Origin of the sequence: Actinokineospora sp. UTMC 2448, from assembly GCF_024760565.1 — a bacterium.
In the GTDB taxonomy this organism is placed as follows: Bacteria; Actinomycetota; Actinomycetes; order Mycobacteriales; family Pseudonocardiaceae; genus Actinokineospora; species Actinokineospora fastidiosa.
In genome coordinates this window covers 4,867,744-4,884,466 of record NZ_CP031087.1, presented here as the reverse complement: position 1 = coordinate 4,884,466, position 16,723 = coordinate 4,867,744, and the positions used below count along the sequence as shown (strand labels likewise).

22 protein-coding genes are annotated in these 16,723 nt (G+C 72.0%); 18 read left to right on the top strand and 4 right to left on the bottom strand.

Translation table 11 applies throughout. From position 1 onward, the window contains the following. Positions 1-123 precede the first annotated feature (123 nt). Complete coding sequence (locus Actkin_RS22105; protein ID WP_258904119.1) at positions 124-807, bottom strand: DedA family protein; 684 nt, start codon at positions 805-807, stop codon at positions 124-126. A 124-nt stretch (positions 808-931) separates the two neighbouring features. Here Actkin_RS22105 and Actkin_RS22100 point away from each other — a divergent pair, with 124 nt between their 5' ends. Continuing rightward, entirely contained in the window at positions 932-1,645 is a 714-nt protein-coding gene (locus Actkin_RS22100; protein ID WP_258904118.1) for a class I SAM-dependent methyltransferase, read from the top strand. Here the strand turns inward: Actkin_RS22100 and Actkin_RS22095 are convergent. From Actkin_RS22095 to Actkin_RS22085, 3 genes are all read right to left on the bottom strand, one after another. Next, positions 1,619-2,341 carry a thioesterase II family protein gene (locus Actkin_RS22095; protein WP_258904117.1) on the bottom strand — a complete coding sequence of 241 codons (723 nt, stop codon included), beginning with the start codon at positions 2,339-2,341 and terminating at the stop codon, positions 1,619-1,621. The two genes, Actkin_RS22100 and Actkin_RS22095, sit on opposite strands and share 27 nt — an antisense overlap. A 327-nt stretch (positions 2,342-2,668) precedes the next feature. Then, entirely contained in the window at positions 2,669-3,175 is a 507-nt protein-coding gene (locus Actkin_RS22090; protein ID WP_258904116.1) for a hypothetical protein, read from the bottom strand. A gap of 1 nt (position 3,176) precedes the next feature. Next, positions 3,177-3,644: a DUF3995 domain-containing protein gene (locus Actkin_RS22085; RefSeq protein ID WP_189211317.1), complete on the bottom strand. Its 468-nt coding sequence runs from the start codon at positions 3,642-3,644 to the stop codon at positions 3,177-3,179. Positions 3,645-3,827: 183 nt separating this feature from the next. Between Actkin_RS22085 and Actkin_RS22080 the strand changes: the two genes are divergently transcribed. The 17 genes from Actkin_RS22080 to Actkin_RS22000 all read left to right on the top strand — a co-directional run bounded on the left by Actkin_RS22080 (position 3,828) and on the right by Actkin_RS22000 (position 16,692). Continuing rightward, positions 3,828-4,043, top strand: coding sequence for a hypothetical protein (locus Actkin_RS22080; protein ID WP_258904115.1), 216 nt, complete (start codon positions 3,828-3,830; stop codon positions 4,041-4,043). A 136-nt stretch (positions 4,044-4,179) separates the two neighbouring features. Then, positions 4,180-5,445 (top strand): helix-turn-helix domain-containing protein, encoded by a 1,266-nt coding sequence (locus tag Actkin_RS22075; protein ID WP_189211315.1) that lies wholly within the window; start codon positions 4,180-4,182, stop codon positions 5,443-5,445. Positions 5,446-5,725: 280 nt separating this feature from the next. After that, positions 5,726-6,652 (top strand): LuxR C-terminal-related transcriptional regulator, encoded by a 927-nt coding sequence (locus Actkin_RS22070; RefSeq protein ID WP_258904114.1) that lies wholly within the window; start codon positions 5,726-5,728, stop codon positions 6,650-6,652. Positions 6,653-6,803: 151 nt separating this feature from the next. Beyond that, on the top strand, positions 6,804-8,048 hold the full coding sequence (locus Actkin_RS22065; RefSeq protein WP_189211313.1) for a beta-ketoacyl-[acyl-carrier-protein] synthase family protein: 1,245 nt from the start codon (positions 6,804-6,806) through the stop codon (positions 8,046-8,048). Beyond that, on the top strand, positions 8,045-9,172 hold the full coding sequence (locus tag Actkin_RS22060) for a beta-ketoacyl synthase N-terminal-like domain-containing protein (protein WP_258904113.1): 1,128 nt from the start codon (positions 8,045-8,047) through the stop codon (positions 9,170-9,172). The genes Actkin_RS22065 and Actkin_RS22060 overlap by 4 nt, the downstream gene beginning before the upstream one ends. Further along, positions 9,169-10,080, top strand: a complete 912-nt coding sequence (locus Actkin_RS22055; protein ID WP_258904112.1) for a beta-ketoacyl synthase N-terminal-like domain-containing protein — start codon at positions 9,169-9,171, stop codon at positions 10,078-10,080. Before Actkin_RS22060 ends, Actkin_RS22055 begins: the two co-directional genes overlap by 4 nt. Continuing rightward, positions 10,077-11,033, top strand: a complete 957-nt coding sequence (locus Actkin_RS22050) for an alpha/beta fold hydrolase (RefSeq protein WP_258904111.1) — start codon at positions 10,077-10,079, stop codon at positions 11,031-11,033. The genes Actkin_RS22055 and Actkin_RS22050 overlap by 4 nt, the downstream gene beginning before the upstream one ends. Beyond that, positions 11,030-11,998: a thioesterase family protein gene (locus Actkin_RS22045; RefSeq protein WP_189211309.1), complete on the top strand. Its 969-nt coding sequence runs from the start codon at positions 11,030-11,032 to the stop codon at positions 11,996-11,998. The genes Actkin_RS22050 and Actkin_RS22045 overlap by 4 nt, the downstream gene beginning before the upstream one ends. Beyond that, positions 11,998-12,312 (top strand): hypothetical protein, encoded by a 315-nt coding sequence (locus Actkin_RS22040; RefSeq protein ID WP_258904110.1) that lies wholly within the window; start codon positions 11,998-12,000, stop codon positions 12,310-12,312. Before Actkin_RS22045 ends, Actkin_RS22040 begins: the two co-directional genes overlap by 1 nt. Beyond that, on the top strand, positions 12,312-12,716 hold the full coding sequence (locus Actkin_RS22035; RefSeq protein ID WP_258904109.1) for a hypothetical protein: 405 nt from the start codon (positions 12,312-12,314) through the stop codon (positions 12,714-12,716). The genes Actkin_RS22040 and Actkin_RS22035 overlap by 1 nt, the downstream gene beginning before the upstream one ends. Then, positions 12,713-13,090: a hypothetical protein gene (locus tag Actkin_RS22030; protein WP_229786969.1), complete on the top strand. Its 378-nt coding sequence runs from the start codon at positions 12,713-12,715 to the stop codon at positions 13,088-13,090. Before Actkin_RS22035 ends, Actkin_RS22030 begins: the two co-directional genes overlap by 4 nt. 19 nt (positions 13,091-13,109) lie before the next feature. Continuing rightward, positions 13,110-14,156, top strand: coding sequence for a beta-ketoacyl synthase N-terminal-like domain-containing protein (locus Actkin_RS22025; protein ID WP_258904108.1), 1,047 nt, complete (start codon positions 13,110-13,112; stop codon positions 14,154-14,156). 23 nt (positions 14,157-14,179) lie between these two features. After that, positions 14,180-14,425: an acyl carrier protein gene (locus Actkin_RS22020; protein WP_258904107.1), complete on the top strand. Its 246-nt coding sequence runs from the start codon at positions 14,180-14,182 to the stop codon at positions 14,423-14,425. Further along, a complete protein-coding gene (locus tag Actkin_RS22015; RefSeq protein WP_258904106.1) occupies positions 14,422-14,775 on the top strand; it encodes a 3-hydroxyacyl-ACP dehydratase FabZ family protein in 354 nt (117 codons plus the stop codon). The genes Actkin_RS22020 and Actkin_RS22015 overlap by 4 nt, the downstream gene beginning before the upstream one ends. Then, entirely contained in the window at positions 14,772-15,254 is a 483-nt protein-coding gene (locus tag Actkin_RS22010) for a 3-hydroxyacyl-ACP dehydratase FabZ family protein (protein ID WP_258904105.1), read from the top strand. The genes Actkin_RS22015 and Actkin_RS22010 overlap by 4 nt, the downstream gene beginning before the upstream one ends. Further along, positions 15,254-15,988: a 3-oxoacyl-[acyl-carrier-protein] reductase gene (gene fabG, locus Actkin_RS22005; protein ID WP_189211304.1), complete on the top strand. Its 735-nt coding sequence runs from the start codon at positions 15,254-15,256 to the stop codon at positions 15,986-15,988. Before Actkin_RS22010 ends, fabG begins: the two co-directional genes overlap by 1 nt. An 8-nt stretch (positions 15,989-15,996) precedes the next feature. Then, on the top strand, positions 15,997-16,692 hold the full coding sequence (locus tag Actkin_RS22000) for a 2-hydroxychromene-2-carboxylate isomerase (protein ID WP_258904104.1): 696 nt from the start codon (positions 15,997-15,999) through the stop codon (positions 16,690-16,692). Positions 16,693-16,723 lie beyond the last annotated feature (31 nt).

The following is a 16,723-nucleotide window of genomic DNA, read 5'->3' as shown; positions in this document are numbered from 1 at the left end:
AGGTGGTGCCGTTGCCGTTGCTGCCGTGATTCTGCCGCCGGGCGGGGCCTCCTACGCCCGTGGTTCTTCCACTGCGCTGGGCGGGCTGCGTACCAAGGGCGGCGGGTAAGGGTGTGGAGTGGGTCAGCGGTCCAGGGGCCTGAGCACCTGGGTCGCCTCCGGGTCCCCGCGGCGGGAGCGGAGGCGGATGACCACGAACAGGGCGATCGCGATGCCCGCCCCGATCAGGACGACCTTCTGAAACAGGCCCGCGTAGTCGTCCACTACGTGCCAGTTGGCGCCGAGTAAGTAGCCTGCGGTCACGAATATCGTGTTCCAAATCAGGCTGCCCAGGGCCGTAAGGGCTAGGAATAAAGGGAAGCTCATTCGGGCCACGCCTGCCGGTAGCGAGATCAGGCTGCGGAACAGGGGGATCATCCGGCCGAAGAAGACCGCCTTCGTGCCGTGTTTGGTGAACCAGCGTTCGGTTCGGTCGAAGTCGGTTACCTTCACCAGGGGGATCTTGGCCACCAGCGCCCTGGTGCGTTCGCGGCCCAGGAGTGCGCCTGCGAGGTACACCAGGATCGCGCCGACCACCGAACCCGCCGTGGTCCAGATCAGGGCCTCGGCCAGCGTGAACGTTCCGTTGCTGGCGGAGAAGCCCGCCAGCGGCAGGACCAGTTCGCTGGGGATCGGGGGGAAGAGGTTGTCCAGGCCGACGACGACGGCCGCGCCCGCGCCGCCGAGGGTGTCCATCAGATCGACGGCCCACCCGGCCAGGCCGTCGAGGTTTTCCTGCGCCACTGCTTCCCCCAAATCAAAGGACATGCGAATGCTGACGAAAACCAGGCTATGACCTCGACAGGCCGCCCACCACGAGGAGATCCATCCGCTTTTCTGCGGTTTACCGCAATCTCCCATTGAGGAAAACCTCAATCGGTATGCTCCAGAGATGGACCGAGACATCCGCGATGGCGACGACGTCCTGCGGCTGCTCGATCGGCTGTTCCCGGTGGACGCCGATCGCTGGACCGGAGGGGCGGGCAGCCAGTGGTGGGACGCCTTCTACGCCGACCGCGACCGTGCCGTCCCGTTCTTCGTGGACAAGCCCGACGAGAACCTCGTGGACTATCTCGACCGTGGCCTGATCGCCCCCGGCCGCGCCCTCGACATCGGGTGCGGGGCAGGCCGCAACTCCCGGTACCTCGCCGAGGCGGGATACGTCGTGGACGCGGTGGACCTCTCGCCCGCCGCCATCGCGTGGGCGCGGGAACACGCTGCCGACGCGCGGATCACCTACCACCAGGGCGACGTCTTCGCGCTGCCCATCACCGGACCCTACGACCTGGTCTACGACTCCGGCTGCTTCCACCACCTGCCGCCACACCGGCGGGTCAGTTACCTGGCGCTCCTCGACCGCGTCCTCGCCCCCGGCGGCCACTTCGGGCTCACCTGCTTCACCGAGGACGAGGGCTCAGCACTCTCCGACGCCGACTTCTACCTGCGCGGTGGGCTGGAGGGCGGGCTCGGCTACTCCCCGGAGTCCCTGCGGTGGATCTTCTCGCGGCTGACCGAGGTCGAGCTGCGCCGCATGCGCGAGGACACCGCCCACTTCGGCAAGGACTTCCTCTGGACGGCACTATTCCGCCGAGACCAGCTCCCCTAGCCGCGCGCACAGCATCGACACCAGCTCCGCCTCATGCGCGGCCAGGTAGAAGTGCCCGCCCGACCACACCGTCAGGTCGAACTCCGCGGTGGTCAGCTCCGCCCACCCGCGCATGTCGGACACCGGGGCTTCCGGGTCGTCCTCGGCGGTGTGGGCGACGATGGGGACCGCGACCGGCGGCAGCGGCCCGGGCTCGTACGTGCGGACGAGGTGGTAGTCGGCGCGGATGGCCGGGAGGATGAGGTCGCGCAGCTCCGGGTGGTCGAGCACCTCCGCGTTGGCCTCCCCGAGCCGCTTGACGTCGGCGATGATGGCGCTGTCGCCCTGGACGTCGCGGATGCGCAGCAGGTGGGGAGGGCGGCGGCCGGACACGGCCAGCAGGACGGGCGGGACCGGCAGCGCCCTGGTGACCTCGTGCGCCACGGACGCGCCCATGCTGTGTCCGAAGAGGACAAGCGGCAGGTCGGTCGGCAGCGCCGCGGTGACCGCCGCGACCAGCGGCTCCATCGTGTCGACACACGGCTCGGCGATCCGGTCCTGACGTCCCGGGTAGCGCACCGCCAGCACCTCGACGTCCGGCGGGACATGCGCGCCCCAACCCCGGAAGGCCGCCGCCGTGCCGCCCGCGTGCGGGAAACACACCAGCCGCGCCGCCGCCCGCCGCGGCCCGGTCACCTGCCGGAACCACTCACCCATACCGACCTCCGTCGCACCGTCCGCAACCACTCCGCGCCGCCCGGGTGCGGGAGGCGTGCCGCGCCTTCCCTGGCCCCGGTGATCTCTCGCAACCATTCGCCCAAACCGACCTCCGCCGCGACGGGCACGGCCGCTCCGGGCCGCCCGGGTGCGGGGCGTGCCGCCACTGGCCTCGGTCCGGTGGTCCGTCGGAACCGTCCGTTCATGTCGACCCCCGTCGCACCGCGGCCCCGTCTCGGTCCAGTGATCGGTCGGAACCGTCCGTTCATGTCGACCCCCGTCGCACCGCGGCCCGTCCCGGTTCGGTGGTCTGTCGAGGGCAGCCGCTCATGCCGACCTCCGTCGCGCCGCGCGCAACCACTCCGTGCGGATGAGGCCGCTGGGGATGCGGATGAGGCGCCAGTACCTGCGGAAACGGCGGCGGGTGTCCTCGTCGGTGGCCAGGACCCGGGTCTCGGTGCGCAGCACGCCGTCCTGGACGCGGAAGTCGAACGCCACCTTGTAGTGCCCGGGCTCGTCGACGGCGCGGAAGGTCGCGGCCGGGTCGTCGCCGAGCGGCACGGGGCCGGTCTGGTCGCCGACCCGCACGACCGCCCCGACGACCAGCGCGTCCGGGGTCCGGGACAGCACGGTGAAGCCGCCAGCGGTCAGCTGGGTCAGGAACGGCCGGTCGGCGGGCATGCGGGTGCGGCCGAGGGACCCGGCGAACAGCAGGGCCCGGAACAGCGGGACCTCCCGCCAGGTCACCCGCTCGACGGCCGCCACCGACCCGCTGAACGCGATGTCGTGGTGCTCGCCGAACTGCCAGCGCGGAAGCACGTCGTCCAGCCGCATGTCACCGCTCCCGCTGGTAGACCAGGGCGGCGAGGCCCACGACGAGCCCGCCGACGAACCAGTACGGCTCATAGCCGAAGTAACTGAACTGCTCGGGCAGCGACAGCGTGTCCTGCGTGCCCCGCGCCAGCACGATCGCCGCCGAGATGACCGTCGGCACGGAGTGCACCAGGCACAGCGCGCACATCCCCCACGCGGCGACGAGCAGCAGCCTGCGCGGGAAGCGCGCGCCCCACGGCCGCACCAGCGCCAGGCCGAGCAGGCCGCCCGCCACGCACAGCGGGACCGCCACGATGTCGATGATCAGCAGCGCGGTGTTGTCCGGGACCGAGAACCCGGCTGGCAGGCCGAGCCCGCCGCCGAACGCCCAGTAGAGGTGGATGAGCGCGAAGGCGAAGGCCCAGGCGGCCGTCGCGTAGCCGAACCAGGGACGGGCGGTGCGTTCGGGCGCGGCCGGACGGTCCAGCATCGTGGTCCTCTCGTCACGTGTTCTGCGGCCAGCGTAGGGCGGGGTGACCCAGGGTGCGGGGTCCCGTGCAGCTAGTTGCACCACAAAACGGACATCTGAGCGTTTGTCACCCCATTAACTGGTAGTTGCCTCATCCTGCACCTCCGGTTGTCCGCGTTACTGCTGGTCGATTAGACAGTGGCTATGACATCAGTAAACGAAGTCCGCCACCCCTGCGTCCGCCAGCTCCGCCGCCTCGTGGCGGGCGCCGTGCTGGCTGCTGGCGTCGTGCTGGGCGGCGTCCTGCCCGCCGCCGCCGAATTCGCCCAGGTTCCGGGCAAGTTAACCGAGGCCACGATGACCACGGCCGACCCGAGCGACTGGCCGTGGCTGGTTGAGCCGGTGCCGCAGGCCGCCTAACCGTGAGACCGTTTCGGATCCGGGCTTGTGCGGAGAGATCGACTCCAGTTATGGTTGCCTTTACAACCTGACAGGGCGGGTTGATGACCTGTAATACCGGTGACCCCCGGGGTCACGGCTAGAGAAAGTCGGTCGAGTGAGCATCGTCGGCATCCGGCAACCGGAGTTCGGGCAGCGGCTGCGGAAGCTGCGGCAGGAACGCAGGCTGTCGCAGCGCGACGTCGCGGGGAACGTGGTCAATCCCAGCTACATCTCCCTGCTGGAGTCCGGCGCGCGGGTGCCGACCCTGGAAGTGGTGCTGGAGATCGCCCAGGTCCTTGACGTGCCCGTCGAGGACCTCGTGGGCGAGGCCGTGCCCGTCCGCGCCGACACCGCCGACCGGCGCGCGGAGCGCAACCGCGAGCTGGTGCACAACGTGCTCGTGCGCAGCGCGCTCGACGTGGGCGCGCTGGACGAGGCCCAGGCCCGCCACGAGCAGGTCTACGCCGCGGCCGTGCGCGACGGCTCCCCGGCCGCCGTCCTCGAGCACGGGATCGCCCTGCAGGACGTGCTCCACCAGCGCGCCGACCACCAGGCGCGCTACACCCTGCTGACCGACCTCGTCCGGGTCGCCGAGGACTTCGGCGTCGAGGAACTGCTGGTCAAGCTGCGCCTGGACATGGCGACCGCCGCCCGCGACCGGGGCAACCTCGGCGAGGCCCTCGGTCTGGCCGAGAGCGCGGTCGCGGTGCTGCCGCGCACGGAGCTGGCCGACAGCCCCGAACACGTGCGCGCGCTGGGCATCCTGCTGTCGGTGCGGGTCGACTCCGGCGAGACCGGCGACATCTACGCCCTGGTCGACCGGATGCTCGCCGTGGCGGAGAAGCTGGGCAACCGCACCGTCCTCGGCCGATCGCACTGGGCGGCGTCCATCGCCTACGCCCGCGTCGGCGACGGCGAGCGCGCGCAGGCCCACATCCGCCACGCCAAGACGATGCTGGCCCACCCGGACACCTCCATCCGCGAGTGGGGCCGCTTCGCGGGCGCCGCGGCGTCCGCGCTGCTGGAGGCCGACGGCGACCTCGCCGAGATCGAGACCTACGTCGCCTGGATGCGCTCGGCCCTCGAGCTGATGGACATCCCCGGCGAGCGCGACCGCGCGATCAGCGTCGAGGCGCGCTACGCGCTGCTCTGCGGGAATCCCGAGCTGGCGCTGGAACTGACCGCGGACATCCCCGACGGGCTCTCCACGGGTGACCGTGTCCGCCTGCGTCGCACCCGCGGCCGGGCCCTGCGCGCATTGGGCCGCACCGATGAGGCCATCGACGCGCTGCGCTCGGCCGCCGAGCTGTGCGAGCAGCTGTCCGCCTACCGCCTGGCCACGCAGCTCTGGCGCGAGATCGATGAGATCCGGTCATCCTGACGTTTACTCCCGGTCATCATGACTGACCCTGGACTGCGCCGATCCGCCGCGTTCCTGTGCGGCCATCTGAACCAATCGCAGGGTTATGACCAGGCTAAACTGAAGTGGTTACCCACCGTGTTGCCGGGTTACCGTACCTGATTGTTTTCTCGGTAGTCATTGACGAACCGCTGACGTCGCTCTTACAGTCATGACTGCTGTAAGGTTGTGGTGCGGGAAGGGGTACGCCAATGCAGCGGCAGTCAGCGTCCTTACGAACCACCGGAGGCGGTGAGCCGCGATGACCGCGATGGCCATCCGGCCCGGGCCCGGCCTCGACGAGGCCGCGGACACCGTCTACCGGACGATGCTGCGGGCCCGCCACTGGGTCCGCGAAGACCTCGCCGACCGGCTCGGCTGGCCGGTCGACCAGCTCGACGCGGTGGTGACCGAGCTGATCGCCGACGGCCTGGTGGCCGCGTCCGCGGAACTGCCCGACGCGCTGCGCGCCGTCGACCCGGCCCTTGCGCTGCCCGCGCTCGCGGCCCGGCGCTCGCGGGGCTCGCAGAGCGCGGTCGACGTCGCCCGCTACGCCACCGAGCGCCCCAAGGCCTTCTCCGGTCTGGACGACGCCGTCGCCTACGTCGAGCGGCTCACCGCCTCGGTCAAGAGCGAGGTCGTCCAGCTGGTGCCCGCCTACCTCCCCGGCTCGTTCGAGTTCTCCCGCCAGGTCGCCGAGGCCGTGCTGCGCCGCGGCGCCACGCTCCGCGCGGTGTGGAGCTCGGCCATCCTGGAGGAGCCCGGGGCCGCCGAGCATGCCGCGTGGCTGGCCGCGCGCTGGTCGGCCCCCCGCGTTGTCGACGCCGTCCCCATGCGCGCCACAGTGGTCGACGGGATCACCGCCGTCCTGCACGACGAACAGGGGCACGCGGGGGTCATCCGCGGCGCCCGCGCCCTGGACTCCCTCAGCCGTGCCGCCGAACGGCTGTGGGCGCGCGGGGTCGAGGTGACCGCGGCGCGCACCAAACCCGAGACACCGCCCGCCGACGCGCGCAACGAGCTGGTCCTGCGTCTGCTCGCCGACGGCCTGACAGACGACGCCATCGCCCGGCGCATCGGCGTGAGCGTTCGGACAGTGCGCAACGATGTCGCCGGGACGATGGCGAAGCTCAAGGCGCGCAGCCGTTTCCAGGCTGGCGTGCGTGCTGTCCAACTTGGACTTATCTGAGACACCCCTGCCTGAAGCCGCGACCGGGACTCCCGGTCGCGGCTTTGTCCTTTTCGGACCAGTGCAGCATGATGCAAGCGCGTTGAAGCGCGTCCCGCGGCGCGGTGAAGTAGTAGGTGAACCCAAGCAACCGACACCGCGGAGCATCCCCATGACACCAGCTTCGTCCGACAAGGACAGCCGCCGGGTGGTGATCACCGGACTCGGTGTGTTCTCCAGCATCGGCACCGGCGCGGCCGAGTTCGTCGACGGCCTGCGCGGCGGCCGCAGCGGCGCGCGGCCGATCTCGATGTTCGACACCACCGGATACGCGCACGCGGGCGGCTGCGAGGTGACCGACTTCGAGCCCGAGCGCTGGATGGACGTCCTCGACCCGCGCGAGCTGGGCCGGGCGACGCAGTTCTCCGTGGCCGCAGCCGGGATGGCCGTGCGCGACGCCGGTCTCGACCCGGCCGAGCTGCGCAGGCGCCACGGCGTCATCTCCGTGGGCACCACCGACGGCGAGTCCCGCGACCTCGACCAGCTGGTCGAGACCGAGGTGCGCCACGGCGCGGAGCGGATGGACCCGGTGCAGGTGGCGCGCGTGCCCGCCGGCCGACTGTCCTCCGCCATCGCGCAGGAGCTGGGACTGTCCGATGTGGAAGCGGTGACGCTACCGACCGCGTGCGCGGCGGGCAACTACGCCATCGGCTACGGCTTCGACGCGGTCCGCTCCGGCGAGGCGGAGTTCGCGCTCTGCGGCGGCGCGGACGCCATGTGCCGCAAGACGTTCACCGGCTTCTACCGGCTGGGCACCATCGCCCCCGAGCGCTGCCAGCCCTTCGACGTCGACCGCAAGGGCATCCTCACCGGCGAGGGCGCGGGCATCCTCGTGCTGGAGCCGCTGGAGTCCGCGCTGGCCCGCGGCGCGCGCATCTACGCCGAGGTCCTGGGCTACGGCCTCAACTGCGACGCCTACCACCAGGTCGCGCCCAAGCAGGACAGCGTCGCCGAGTGCATGCGCCGCGCGCTGGCCAACGCGGGCGTCAAGCCGGAGGAGGTGGACCTCGTCTCCGCGCACGGCACCGGCACCAAGGCCAACGACGTCACCGAGTCCCGCGCCATCCGGCAGGTCTTCGGCGACGCGCCGCCGCGCACGATCTCCATCAAGTCGATGATCGGCCACACCATGGGCGCGGCGAGCGCGCTGGCCGCGATCGCGTGCGCGCTGGCCATCACCGAGGGCTTCATCCCGCCGACGATCAACCACACCGAGACCGACCCCGAGTGCGACGTGGACTGCGTTCCCAACCACGCGGTGCCCGCCGACCTGCGGATCGTGCAGAACAACGGACTGGCGTTCGGCGGCAACAACGCCGTCATCATCCTCGGCAAGCACCAGGAGCGCACATCATGAGCTGGTACATCACCGGTTCCGGCGCGGTCGCGAGCGTGGGCCGCGGCGTCGACGAGCTGTTCAGGTCGCTCTGCGCGGGCACGACCGGGCTGCACCCGCTGCGCGGGTTCGACCCGGGGCCGTACCGGGCCAAGAGCGCCTACGAGATCGACGACCGGCCCGCCCCCGGCGTCGACGTCCCGCACCGGGCCACCGACATCCTCGTCGCCGCGATCCGCGAGGCCGCCGCCGACGCGGGCATCGACGACCTCACCGACATCCCGATTCTGGTCGGCACCGGCCTGCGCGAGCTGCGCTCGCTGGAGCTGTGGTGGCGCGACGGCGTGCCGTTCAGCGCCGACGACCTGCACTTCGGCACCGCGCTGCGGGCCGAGCTGGGCGCCGAGGTCACCTACACCTTCTCCAACGCCTGCGCGGCCTCGCTCTACGCGCTGGCCATGGGCACCGACCTGATGGCGCTGGACGCCGCGGACACGGTCATCGTGGCCGGGGTCGACGTGCTGACCGAGAGCATGCACGGCCTCCTGGAGCGCGTGCACGCAGTCCCGCCGGACCGGGTGCGCCCGTTCGACCGCAACCGCACCGGCGTGCTCATGGGCGACGGCGCCGCCGCGATCGTCGTGCGGCGCGAGGCGACCGGCCGCGTGCGCGGCCTGCTGCGCGGCGTGTCGGCCAACTGCGACGCCTACCACGTGACCGCGCCCGACCCGCAGGGCATCGCGACCGCCATGCGCGCCGCGCACGAGCTCGCTGGCGTCAAGCCGGAGGACGTGGACCTGGTGATGCTGCACGGCACCGGGACGCTGCTCAACGACGAGGTCGAGGCGACCGCGATGGGCGAGGTCTACGGCGAGCAAGTCAACGGGCCGCTGATGACCGCGATCAAGTCGATGACCGGCCACACCTCGGGCGCGTCCGGGCTGATGGGCCTGGTGGTCGGCCTCGAGGCGCTGGCGGCGGGGATCGTGCCGCCGACCGTCGGGCTCACCGAGCCGGTGGACGAGGCCGCGCGGTTCCGGTTCGTGCGCGGCGCTGCCGAGCAGGCCGACCTGGCCGTGGCCCAGCTCAACGCCTTCGGGTTCGGGGGCATCAACGCGGTGGCGATCGTGGAGGCGGTTCGATGAGGCGGGTTGTCGTGACCGGGGTGGGCGTGACCCTGCCGAGGGCGAGCTCGCCGCAGAGCCTGCTCACCGCGGTCGCCCACACCGCGGAGCCGGTGAACCCGGAGACGCGGATCGGCAAGAAGGGCCTGCGCTACAAGGACCGCGCGACCCAGCTCGGCTACTGCGCCGCCGACGCGACGCTGCGCGACGCGGGTCTGCTGCGCGAGAAGGAGCTGACCGTCGCCGACCGCACGGTCGGTGTCGTCGCCAGCTCGAACCTGGGCAACGTGGACACCGTCGTGGAGGCGCTGGACACCATCGCGGCGGAGTCCACGATGGGCACCAGCCCGATGGGGCTGCCGAACGCGTCCAGCAACGTCATCGCCACCTCGATCGCGATCCGCTTCGGGCTGCGCGGGCCGAACCTGATGGTGTGCAACGGGGCCACGTCCGGGTTGGACGCCATCCACTGGGCCACCACGATGATCGCCGCCGGTCGCGCGCCCCGGATGCTGGTGGTCGGCGTCGAGCCGGACAACGAGCCGGTCCGCAAGCTGCTCGGCGGCAGGCGCGCGATCGACGGCGCGGTGGGCGTTCTCCTGGAGGACGCCGACGCCGCGGCTGAGCGGGGAGCGGTCGTGCGCGCCACCATCGGCCGCTACGCGCGCACGGGTGCGATCGACCGGACCCTGGCCAAGCTCGCCGACGGCGACACCCCGGCGCTGTGGCACGCGCCCGAGGGGGAGAGCACGGCGCTGCCCGGCGTGCCCCGCTACGACCTGGCCAAGACCTGGGGCGTCACCTCCGGCGCCCACGGCGTGCTCCAGTGCGCGGCCGCGATCGGCTGGTTCGAGGGCGGCGGCACGGGCCCGGTGTACGCCCTGGCGGGCGCGGCCGAGGCCACCGCGGGCCTGGTGCTGCGGCCATGACGACCACGCTGGACCTCCCGATCGTGCTCCGCCGCGTCCGGCACGGCGAGCACGGCAGGCTCCTGCTCCTGCACGGCCTGGCCAACAGCGCCACCGTCTGGCAGAACTTCACCGACCACGACACCGGCTGCGCCACCTGGGCCGCCGACCTCCCGTGGCGCGGCGAGGGCGTCGCAGGCTGGTCGCACCGAGGCGACCTCACCGACTGGATAGCCCAAGCAGTCAACGCCCTCGCGACTCCCGCGCCCGACCCCGTCGCCGACCACTTCGCGAGCCCCACACCCCACCTGATCGACACGGCCCCAGGACAGTCCCCACCCGCACCGGGGGCGAGCCCCCACGAGAACAACGCTATCGAACAGGCGTTCGGGGTGGCAAACGAATATTCCACGGGCGTGAAAAGCCCTGGTCGGGGCGATCTGGTTGTCGTGGCGCATTCGTTCTCGGCGAACCTGCTGCTCTCGCTCCTCGACCGCACGCCGGAGCTCGGCGTCGGCGGCATCGTGCTGGTGTCGCCGTTCTACCGGGCCGAGCCGGAGGGCTTCGAGTGGGCCGACATCGCCCGCTACCTCAACGACTTCCACCTGATCATGGAGGACGGCATCCGCGCGCAGGGCGGGCAGCGGCTCAGCCCGGGTGTGCGGCGGGAGTTGGCGCTGCGGGTGCGCGACCTGGTCGGCCCCTACGGCTGGACCCGGTTCTTCCAGACCTACCTGGCCACCCCCTGGCTGCGCCTCGACCGGGTGACCACGCCCGTTCTGGTGCTGTCCGGGGAGAACGACTTCGCCGCCCTGCCCGCCGAGGCCCGCGCGCTGGCGGCGGCGCTGCCGAACGCCAGGGCCCGGGTGCTGCCCGACTGCGGCCACTTCCTGATGGCCGAGCGCCCCGAGCGCTTCGCCGCCGAGATCACCCGATTCGTCCACTCACTACCAGTAGGGGAGACCACCCGATGACCGCCGTAGCCGAGTCCGTCACCCAGGCGCTGCTCTCGCAGCCCACCACGGTGGCGCTGCGCCCCCGGTACGAGGGCAACAACATCTGCACCTGGATCGGCTTCAAGCACGTCAACTACCTGGTCGAGGAGGCCGTGCTGGAGCACTTCCGGCAGTCGGGGCTCTCCAGCAGGCGGCTGTACGAGGAGTTCGGGCTCGGGGTGGACATCGTCGCCATCGACACCCGCATCCTCAACGCCTTCCACCTCGACGACGTGGGCGTCGCGACCGTGGAGCCGCTGGGCGACCTGCGCTTCGCCGTCACCATCGTCAAGGAGGGCGGCGCCACCAAGGACGTCACCTCGAAGGTGCGGGTGGCCCTGCGCAAGGACACCTACATCGACCCGACCGACGACCTCCCCGCCGACCTGGCGGCCCTCGCCGTCGACCGGATCGCCACCGCCGAGCCCGGCGCCGAGGTGACGCCCGCGCAGACGACCGCGCTGGCCTTGGGCCGGGGCACCTCGGACGACCCGGTGCTCGCGCACCTGACCGAGGGCAGCAACTCCTTCGGGTGGAAGTGGCGCATCCCCTACCCCTACTGCCACAACAACGAGCGCCTGCAGATGTCGGGTTACCTGCGGCAGATGGAGGAGGTCGTCGACCTGTTCCTGGCCGCGCGCGGCATCTCCATCAAGACGCTGCTCGACGACCGCAGGTGGATCCCGGTCGTGCCGCACTCGAAGATCGAGTTCCTGGACGAGGCGCTGATGGAGGAGGACCTCTACACCGTCTACACCGTCGAGGAGATCTTCAAGGACTTCACCTACCGCTCCCGCATGGACACCTACGTCGTGCGCGACGGCCGCCTGGTGCAGACCTCCACCGGCACGATCACCCACGGCTACGCGGTGATCGAGAACCGCCGCGACTGGAAGCTGGTGCCCTTCGACCAGCGCGTCCTGGACGCCTTCCGGGGCGCGTGATGACCCGGCACCTGCTGGTCGCCTCGCGCGGGGCGTGGTCGGGACCCGGCGTCGACCGGTTCCTGGCCGACGCCGCCGCGCTGGCCGGGACGGGCGCGCCGGTGACGGTGCTGCTCGTCGCCGACGCCGTCCCGCTCATCGCGGGCGGCATGGCCGAGCTGCTGGCCGCGGGTGCCGAGGTCCTGGTGGACCGCTTCGCCGCGGCCCAGCGCGGCGTCGCCGGGCTCCCCCTCCCGGACGGCGCCCGCTGGGCCGATCTGACCGAGCCCGCCGAGCTGTTCCTCGACCCCGCCGTGAAGGTGGTGTGGCACTGATGCGCGCTGTCCCCCGCACGGACGTGCTGGTGACCCTGATGGGCGCCCCGCACGCCGACGACACCGTCACCACGGCGCTGCGCCTGGTGCAGGCGATGCTGGAGCGCGGCGGCTCGGTGCAGGTGTGGACGTGCGGCTACGCGACCCTGCTGACCCAGCGCGGCCTGGGCGAGCACAAGCCGCGCAACCTGGCCGAGTGGGAGGTCGACTACCCGACCACCGCGACGCTGGTCGCCGACCTGCTCGCCGCCTACCCGGACACGCTGTTCTGGTACGGCTGCCGCTTCTGCAGCGACGACCGGGGCGCGGTCGACCACCTGCCCCAGGTCACGCTGCGCGCCCCCGCCCGCTACGCCGACAACGTCGCCGCGGCGGCCAAGACCGTGCTGGTGGGTGTGCTGTGAGCGAGACCCTGGCGATCATGGAGCGCGCCTACCGGGGTGCGGTCGAGAAGCAGTTCTTCGACGCGCTCTACCTCGCCGTCGAACTGCACCGCCAGCTCGGGGGCATGGACCTGCTGCTGCGCGGCCCCGCCGTCGGCTACGCCGCCGCCGACGCGCGCGTCGAGCCGATCAAGCTCGGCGGGCGCGTGCTCGACACCCTCACCGACCCGGGCCGCGACCTGCGGCGGCTGCAGGACGAGGGCGTCGCCGTGTGGGTCGAGCGGCCCGACATCGCCGCCTTCGGCGTGGGCGCGCTGCTGCCCGGGGTGGGCGTCGCCGAGCCGGGGGAGTTCGCCCGGCGCTGGGGCGACTACGCCCGAGTCTGTTTCCTCTGACCCGAATGGAGAACCGGCCGTGAGCACTGCCACTGCCCCCGTGATCACCGCGTGGTCGGCGGTCTCGCCGTACGGCGTCGGCCGCGCCGCCTTCGTCGACGGCCTGCACGCCCGCACGGCCACCGCCACCGAGCTGGACAAGCAGGTGTGGGCGGGCCCGGACGACACCGCCTGCCTGGTCCCCGACTTCACCGCGGCGGGCGCGCTCGGTAAGAAGGGCACCCGCTCGATGGACCGCGCCACCGGCCTGGCAGTGGCCGCCGTCGGGCGCATGCTCGACGACCAGCCCGCGGGCCGGGAGACCGCGACCGGCGACCACGCCGCGCTCGTGCTCGGCACCACCACCGGCAGCGCGCAGTCCATGATGGACTTCACCCGGGACTCATTGACCAGCGAGAAGCCGTTCTTCGTCGACCCGTCCCGGTTCCCGAACACGGTGATGAACTGCGCGGCGGGCCAGTGCGCGATCTGGCACCAGCTGCGCGGTCCGAACGCGACCGTCGCGGGCGGCCGGGTCGCCGGTCTGCACGCGCTGAACTACGGCCGCAGGCTGCTGCTGACCGGCCGCGCGAACACCGCGCTGTGCGGGGCCGTCGAGGAGTACTCCGCCGCCCGCGCCTGGCTGCACCGCATCGGCGCGACGACCGACACCGCCGTCCTCGGCGAGGGCTGCGCCATGCTGCAGGTGGAGCACGGCGGGTCCGACCGGGCCCTGGCCGACGTGCTCTCCGTCGAGTTCGGCGCCTTCGCCACCGACTACCGCGACGCCCTGCGCGCCTGCGTCCGCCGCGCCCTGGACCGCTCCGGCACCACGGCCGCCGACGTCTGGGCCGTCTCGCCCTGCGGCACCGCCGGTCCCGGCGAGGCCGAGGTGCTGGCCGGGTACGGCGGCGTGCGGCCCGACCTGTCCGGCATCGGCGACACGGCGGGGGCGGCAGCGGCCATGCAGATCGCCGCCGTGCTCGCCCTCGCCGAGCGCGACCGCGCCGCCGCCGGGCGCACCGCCCTGGTGACCGCGGTCGACCAGGAGGGCGTCGTCGGCTGCACCGTCCTGCGCCTGCACTGAACCAACCGGAGAAGGAGAGACCGATGACCGCGACCGCACTGGACAAAGAGGATCTGCGTCAGACCGTCGCCGACGTGCTCGAGCTCGACGCCGCCGACGTCACCGACGAGGCGTCGTTCGTCGACGACCTCGAGGTCGACTCGCTGATGGCCCTGGAGGTCGTCGTCGTGCTGGAGAAGAAGTACGGCGTGCGGCTGCGCGAGGGCGAGCTGAAGCGGATCAGCTGCCTCGACGCCGCGTACGAGGTCATGATGGAGAAGCTGCGATGACCACGCCGGTCCGCGGGCCGATCCACGTGGCCGCCGACGGACGCGCGCTGATCCGGCTCGACCCGGACGACCCGATCTTCGCCGGGCACTACCCGGGCTTCCCGATCTTCCCCGGCGTGGGGCTCATCGAGTGCGTGCACCGCAGCGCCCAGGCGAGCGCGCCGGGGGAGCTGCGGCTGGCCGCGATCGAGTCGACCCGGTTCACCGGCCCCACGTTCCCCGGCGACGAGCTGACGGTGACGATCAAGTGGTCCGAAGTGGACGGCGGGTGGCGGTGCGCAGCCGAGGTCGCCTCCCCGCGCGGGGACGCCGCCACCGTCCGGCTCCGCTACCAGGAGGTGCCTTCGTGATCACCGACATCCGCCGCGTCCTGCCGCACCGGTACCCGATGCTGCTGGTCGACGCCGTCACCGAGCTGGTGCCGGGGGAGCGGCTGACCGCGCGCAAGGCGGTCACCGCCAACGAGCCCTGGTACGCCGACCTGCCCGACGACCTGCGCGCCGAGCAGCTGGCCTACCCGCAGGTGCTGCTGGTCGAGTCGTGGTGCCAGGCCGCGGGCGTGCTGGCGACCTGCGAGTCGCCGAACCCGGACGTGCTCACCGGCACGGTGATGCTGTTCGGCGGCATCAGCGGCATCGAGTTCCACCGCCCGGTCATGCCCGGCGACGTCGTCGAGCACCACGTCGAGGTGTTCCGCGCGCTAACCGACACCGTCATGTTCACCGGCCGCTCCACCGTCGACGGGGAGGCGGCGCTGACCGTCTCGCGCATCGTCATGGCGTTCCGCCCCGCGTCGGTGCTGCTGCCGGATTCCCTTGGGAGGAAATGATGAGCAGGGTCGCACTGGTGACCGGCGGCTCGCGGGGCATCGGCCGCGCGTGCGTGCTGAAGCTGGCCGCCGACGGCTTCGACGTCGGGTTCTGCTACCGCTCCGACGCCGACGCCGCCCGCGAGCTGGAGAAGCACGCAGGCGAGCTGGGGGCGCGCGTGCGGGCCGTGCGCGCGGACGTGGCCGACGGCGCGTCCGTCAAGGCGATGCTGACCGAGGTCGCCGACGAGCTGGGCCCGGTGGACACCGTGGTCACGTCCGCGGGCATCACCCGCGACAACCCGCTGCTGATGATGAGCGACGACGACTGGCACGACGTTGTCGACACCAACCTCACCGGCACGTACAACGTGTGCCGGGCGGCGGTGTTCGACATGATGAAGCGCCGCAAGGGCTGCGTCGTCACGCTGTCGTCCGTCGCGGGCGTGTACGGGAACCCGACGCAGACCAACTACTCGGCGACCAAGGCCGGGCTGATCGGCTTCAGCCGCGCGCTGGCCAAGGAGGTCGGCCGCTACGGCATCCGGGTCAACACCGTCGCGCCCGGCTTCATCGACACCGACATGACCTCCGTCCTCGCCGACAAGGTCAAGGACAAGGCCGTCGCGTCCATCCCGCTCGGGCGCCTCGGCACCCCGGGCGAGGTCGCCGACCTGGTCGGCTACCTGGTGTCCGACCGCGCCGCCTACATCACCGGCGCGGTCTTCCAGATCGACGGCGGCATCACCATCTAGGAGGGCCGATGGCCAGGAAACCGCCCCGCTGGTACTTCTCGTTCCGCAGCCCGTACTCGTGGCTGGCGTACCGCGACCTCATGGACCACCACCCGGACGTCGCCGACACCCTGCAGTGGCGGCCGTTCTGGGAGCCGGAGCCCGCCATGGCCGACGTCCTGGCCGAGGCGGGCGGGGACTTCCCGTACGTCCCGATGTCGCGGGAGAAGCACCGCTACATCCTCCAGGACGTGCGCCGCCTGGCCGCCGACCGCGGCCTGTCCTTCGCGTGGCCGGTCGACCGCGCCCCGCGCTGGGAGGTCGCCCACCTGGGCTACCTGGTGGCCGCGGACCGCGGCCTGGCCCGCGAGTACGTCGCCGAGGTCTACCGCGCCCGCTGGGAGCTCGGTCTGGACATCTCCGACCCGCTGACGATCACCACGATCGCCGCGGAGCTCGACACCGACCCCCGGGGCCTCGCCGACGCCGTGGACGACCCGGCGATCCGCGAGCGGGGGCTGGCCGCGCTGCTGGACATCTCCCAGGACGGCGTCTTCGGCGTCCCGTTCTTCGCCACCGGCTTCGACAAGTTCTGGGGCCTGGACCGCCTGCCCGCCTTCATCGACACCCTCCGCGCCACCGCCTACCCCACCACCCCCGCCGAAGCCCACACCCCGGCCCTCGCCGCCACCGGCGACCTCGGCCACGCGGGCGGCTGCGGCTGAGCCGTGGACAACCAACCCAGAAGGTGAACCG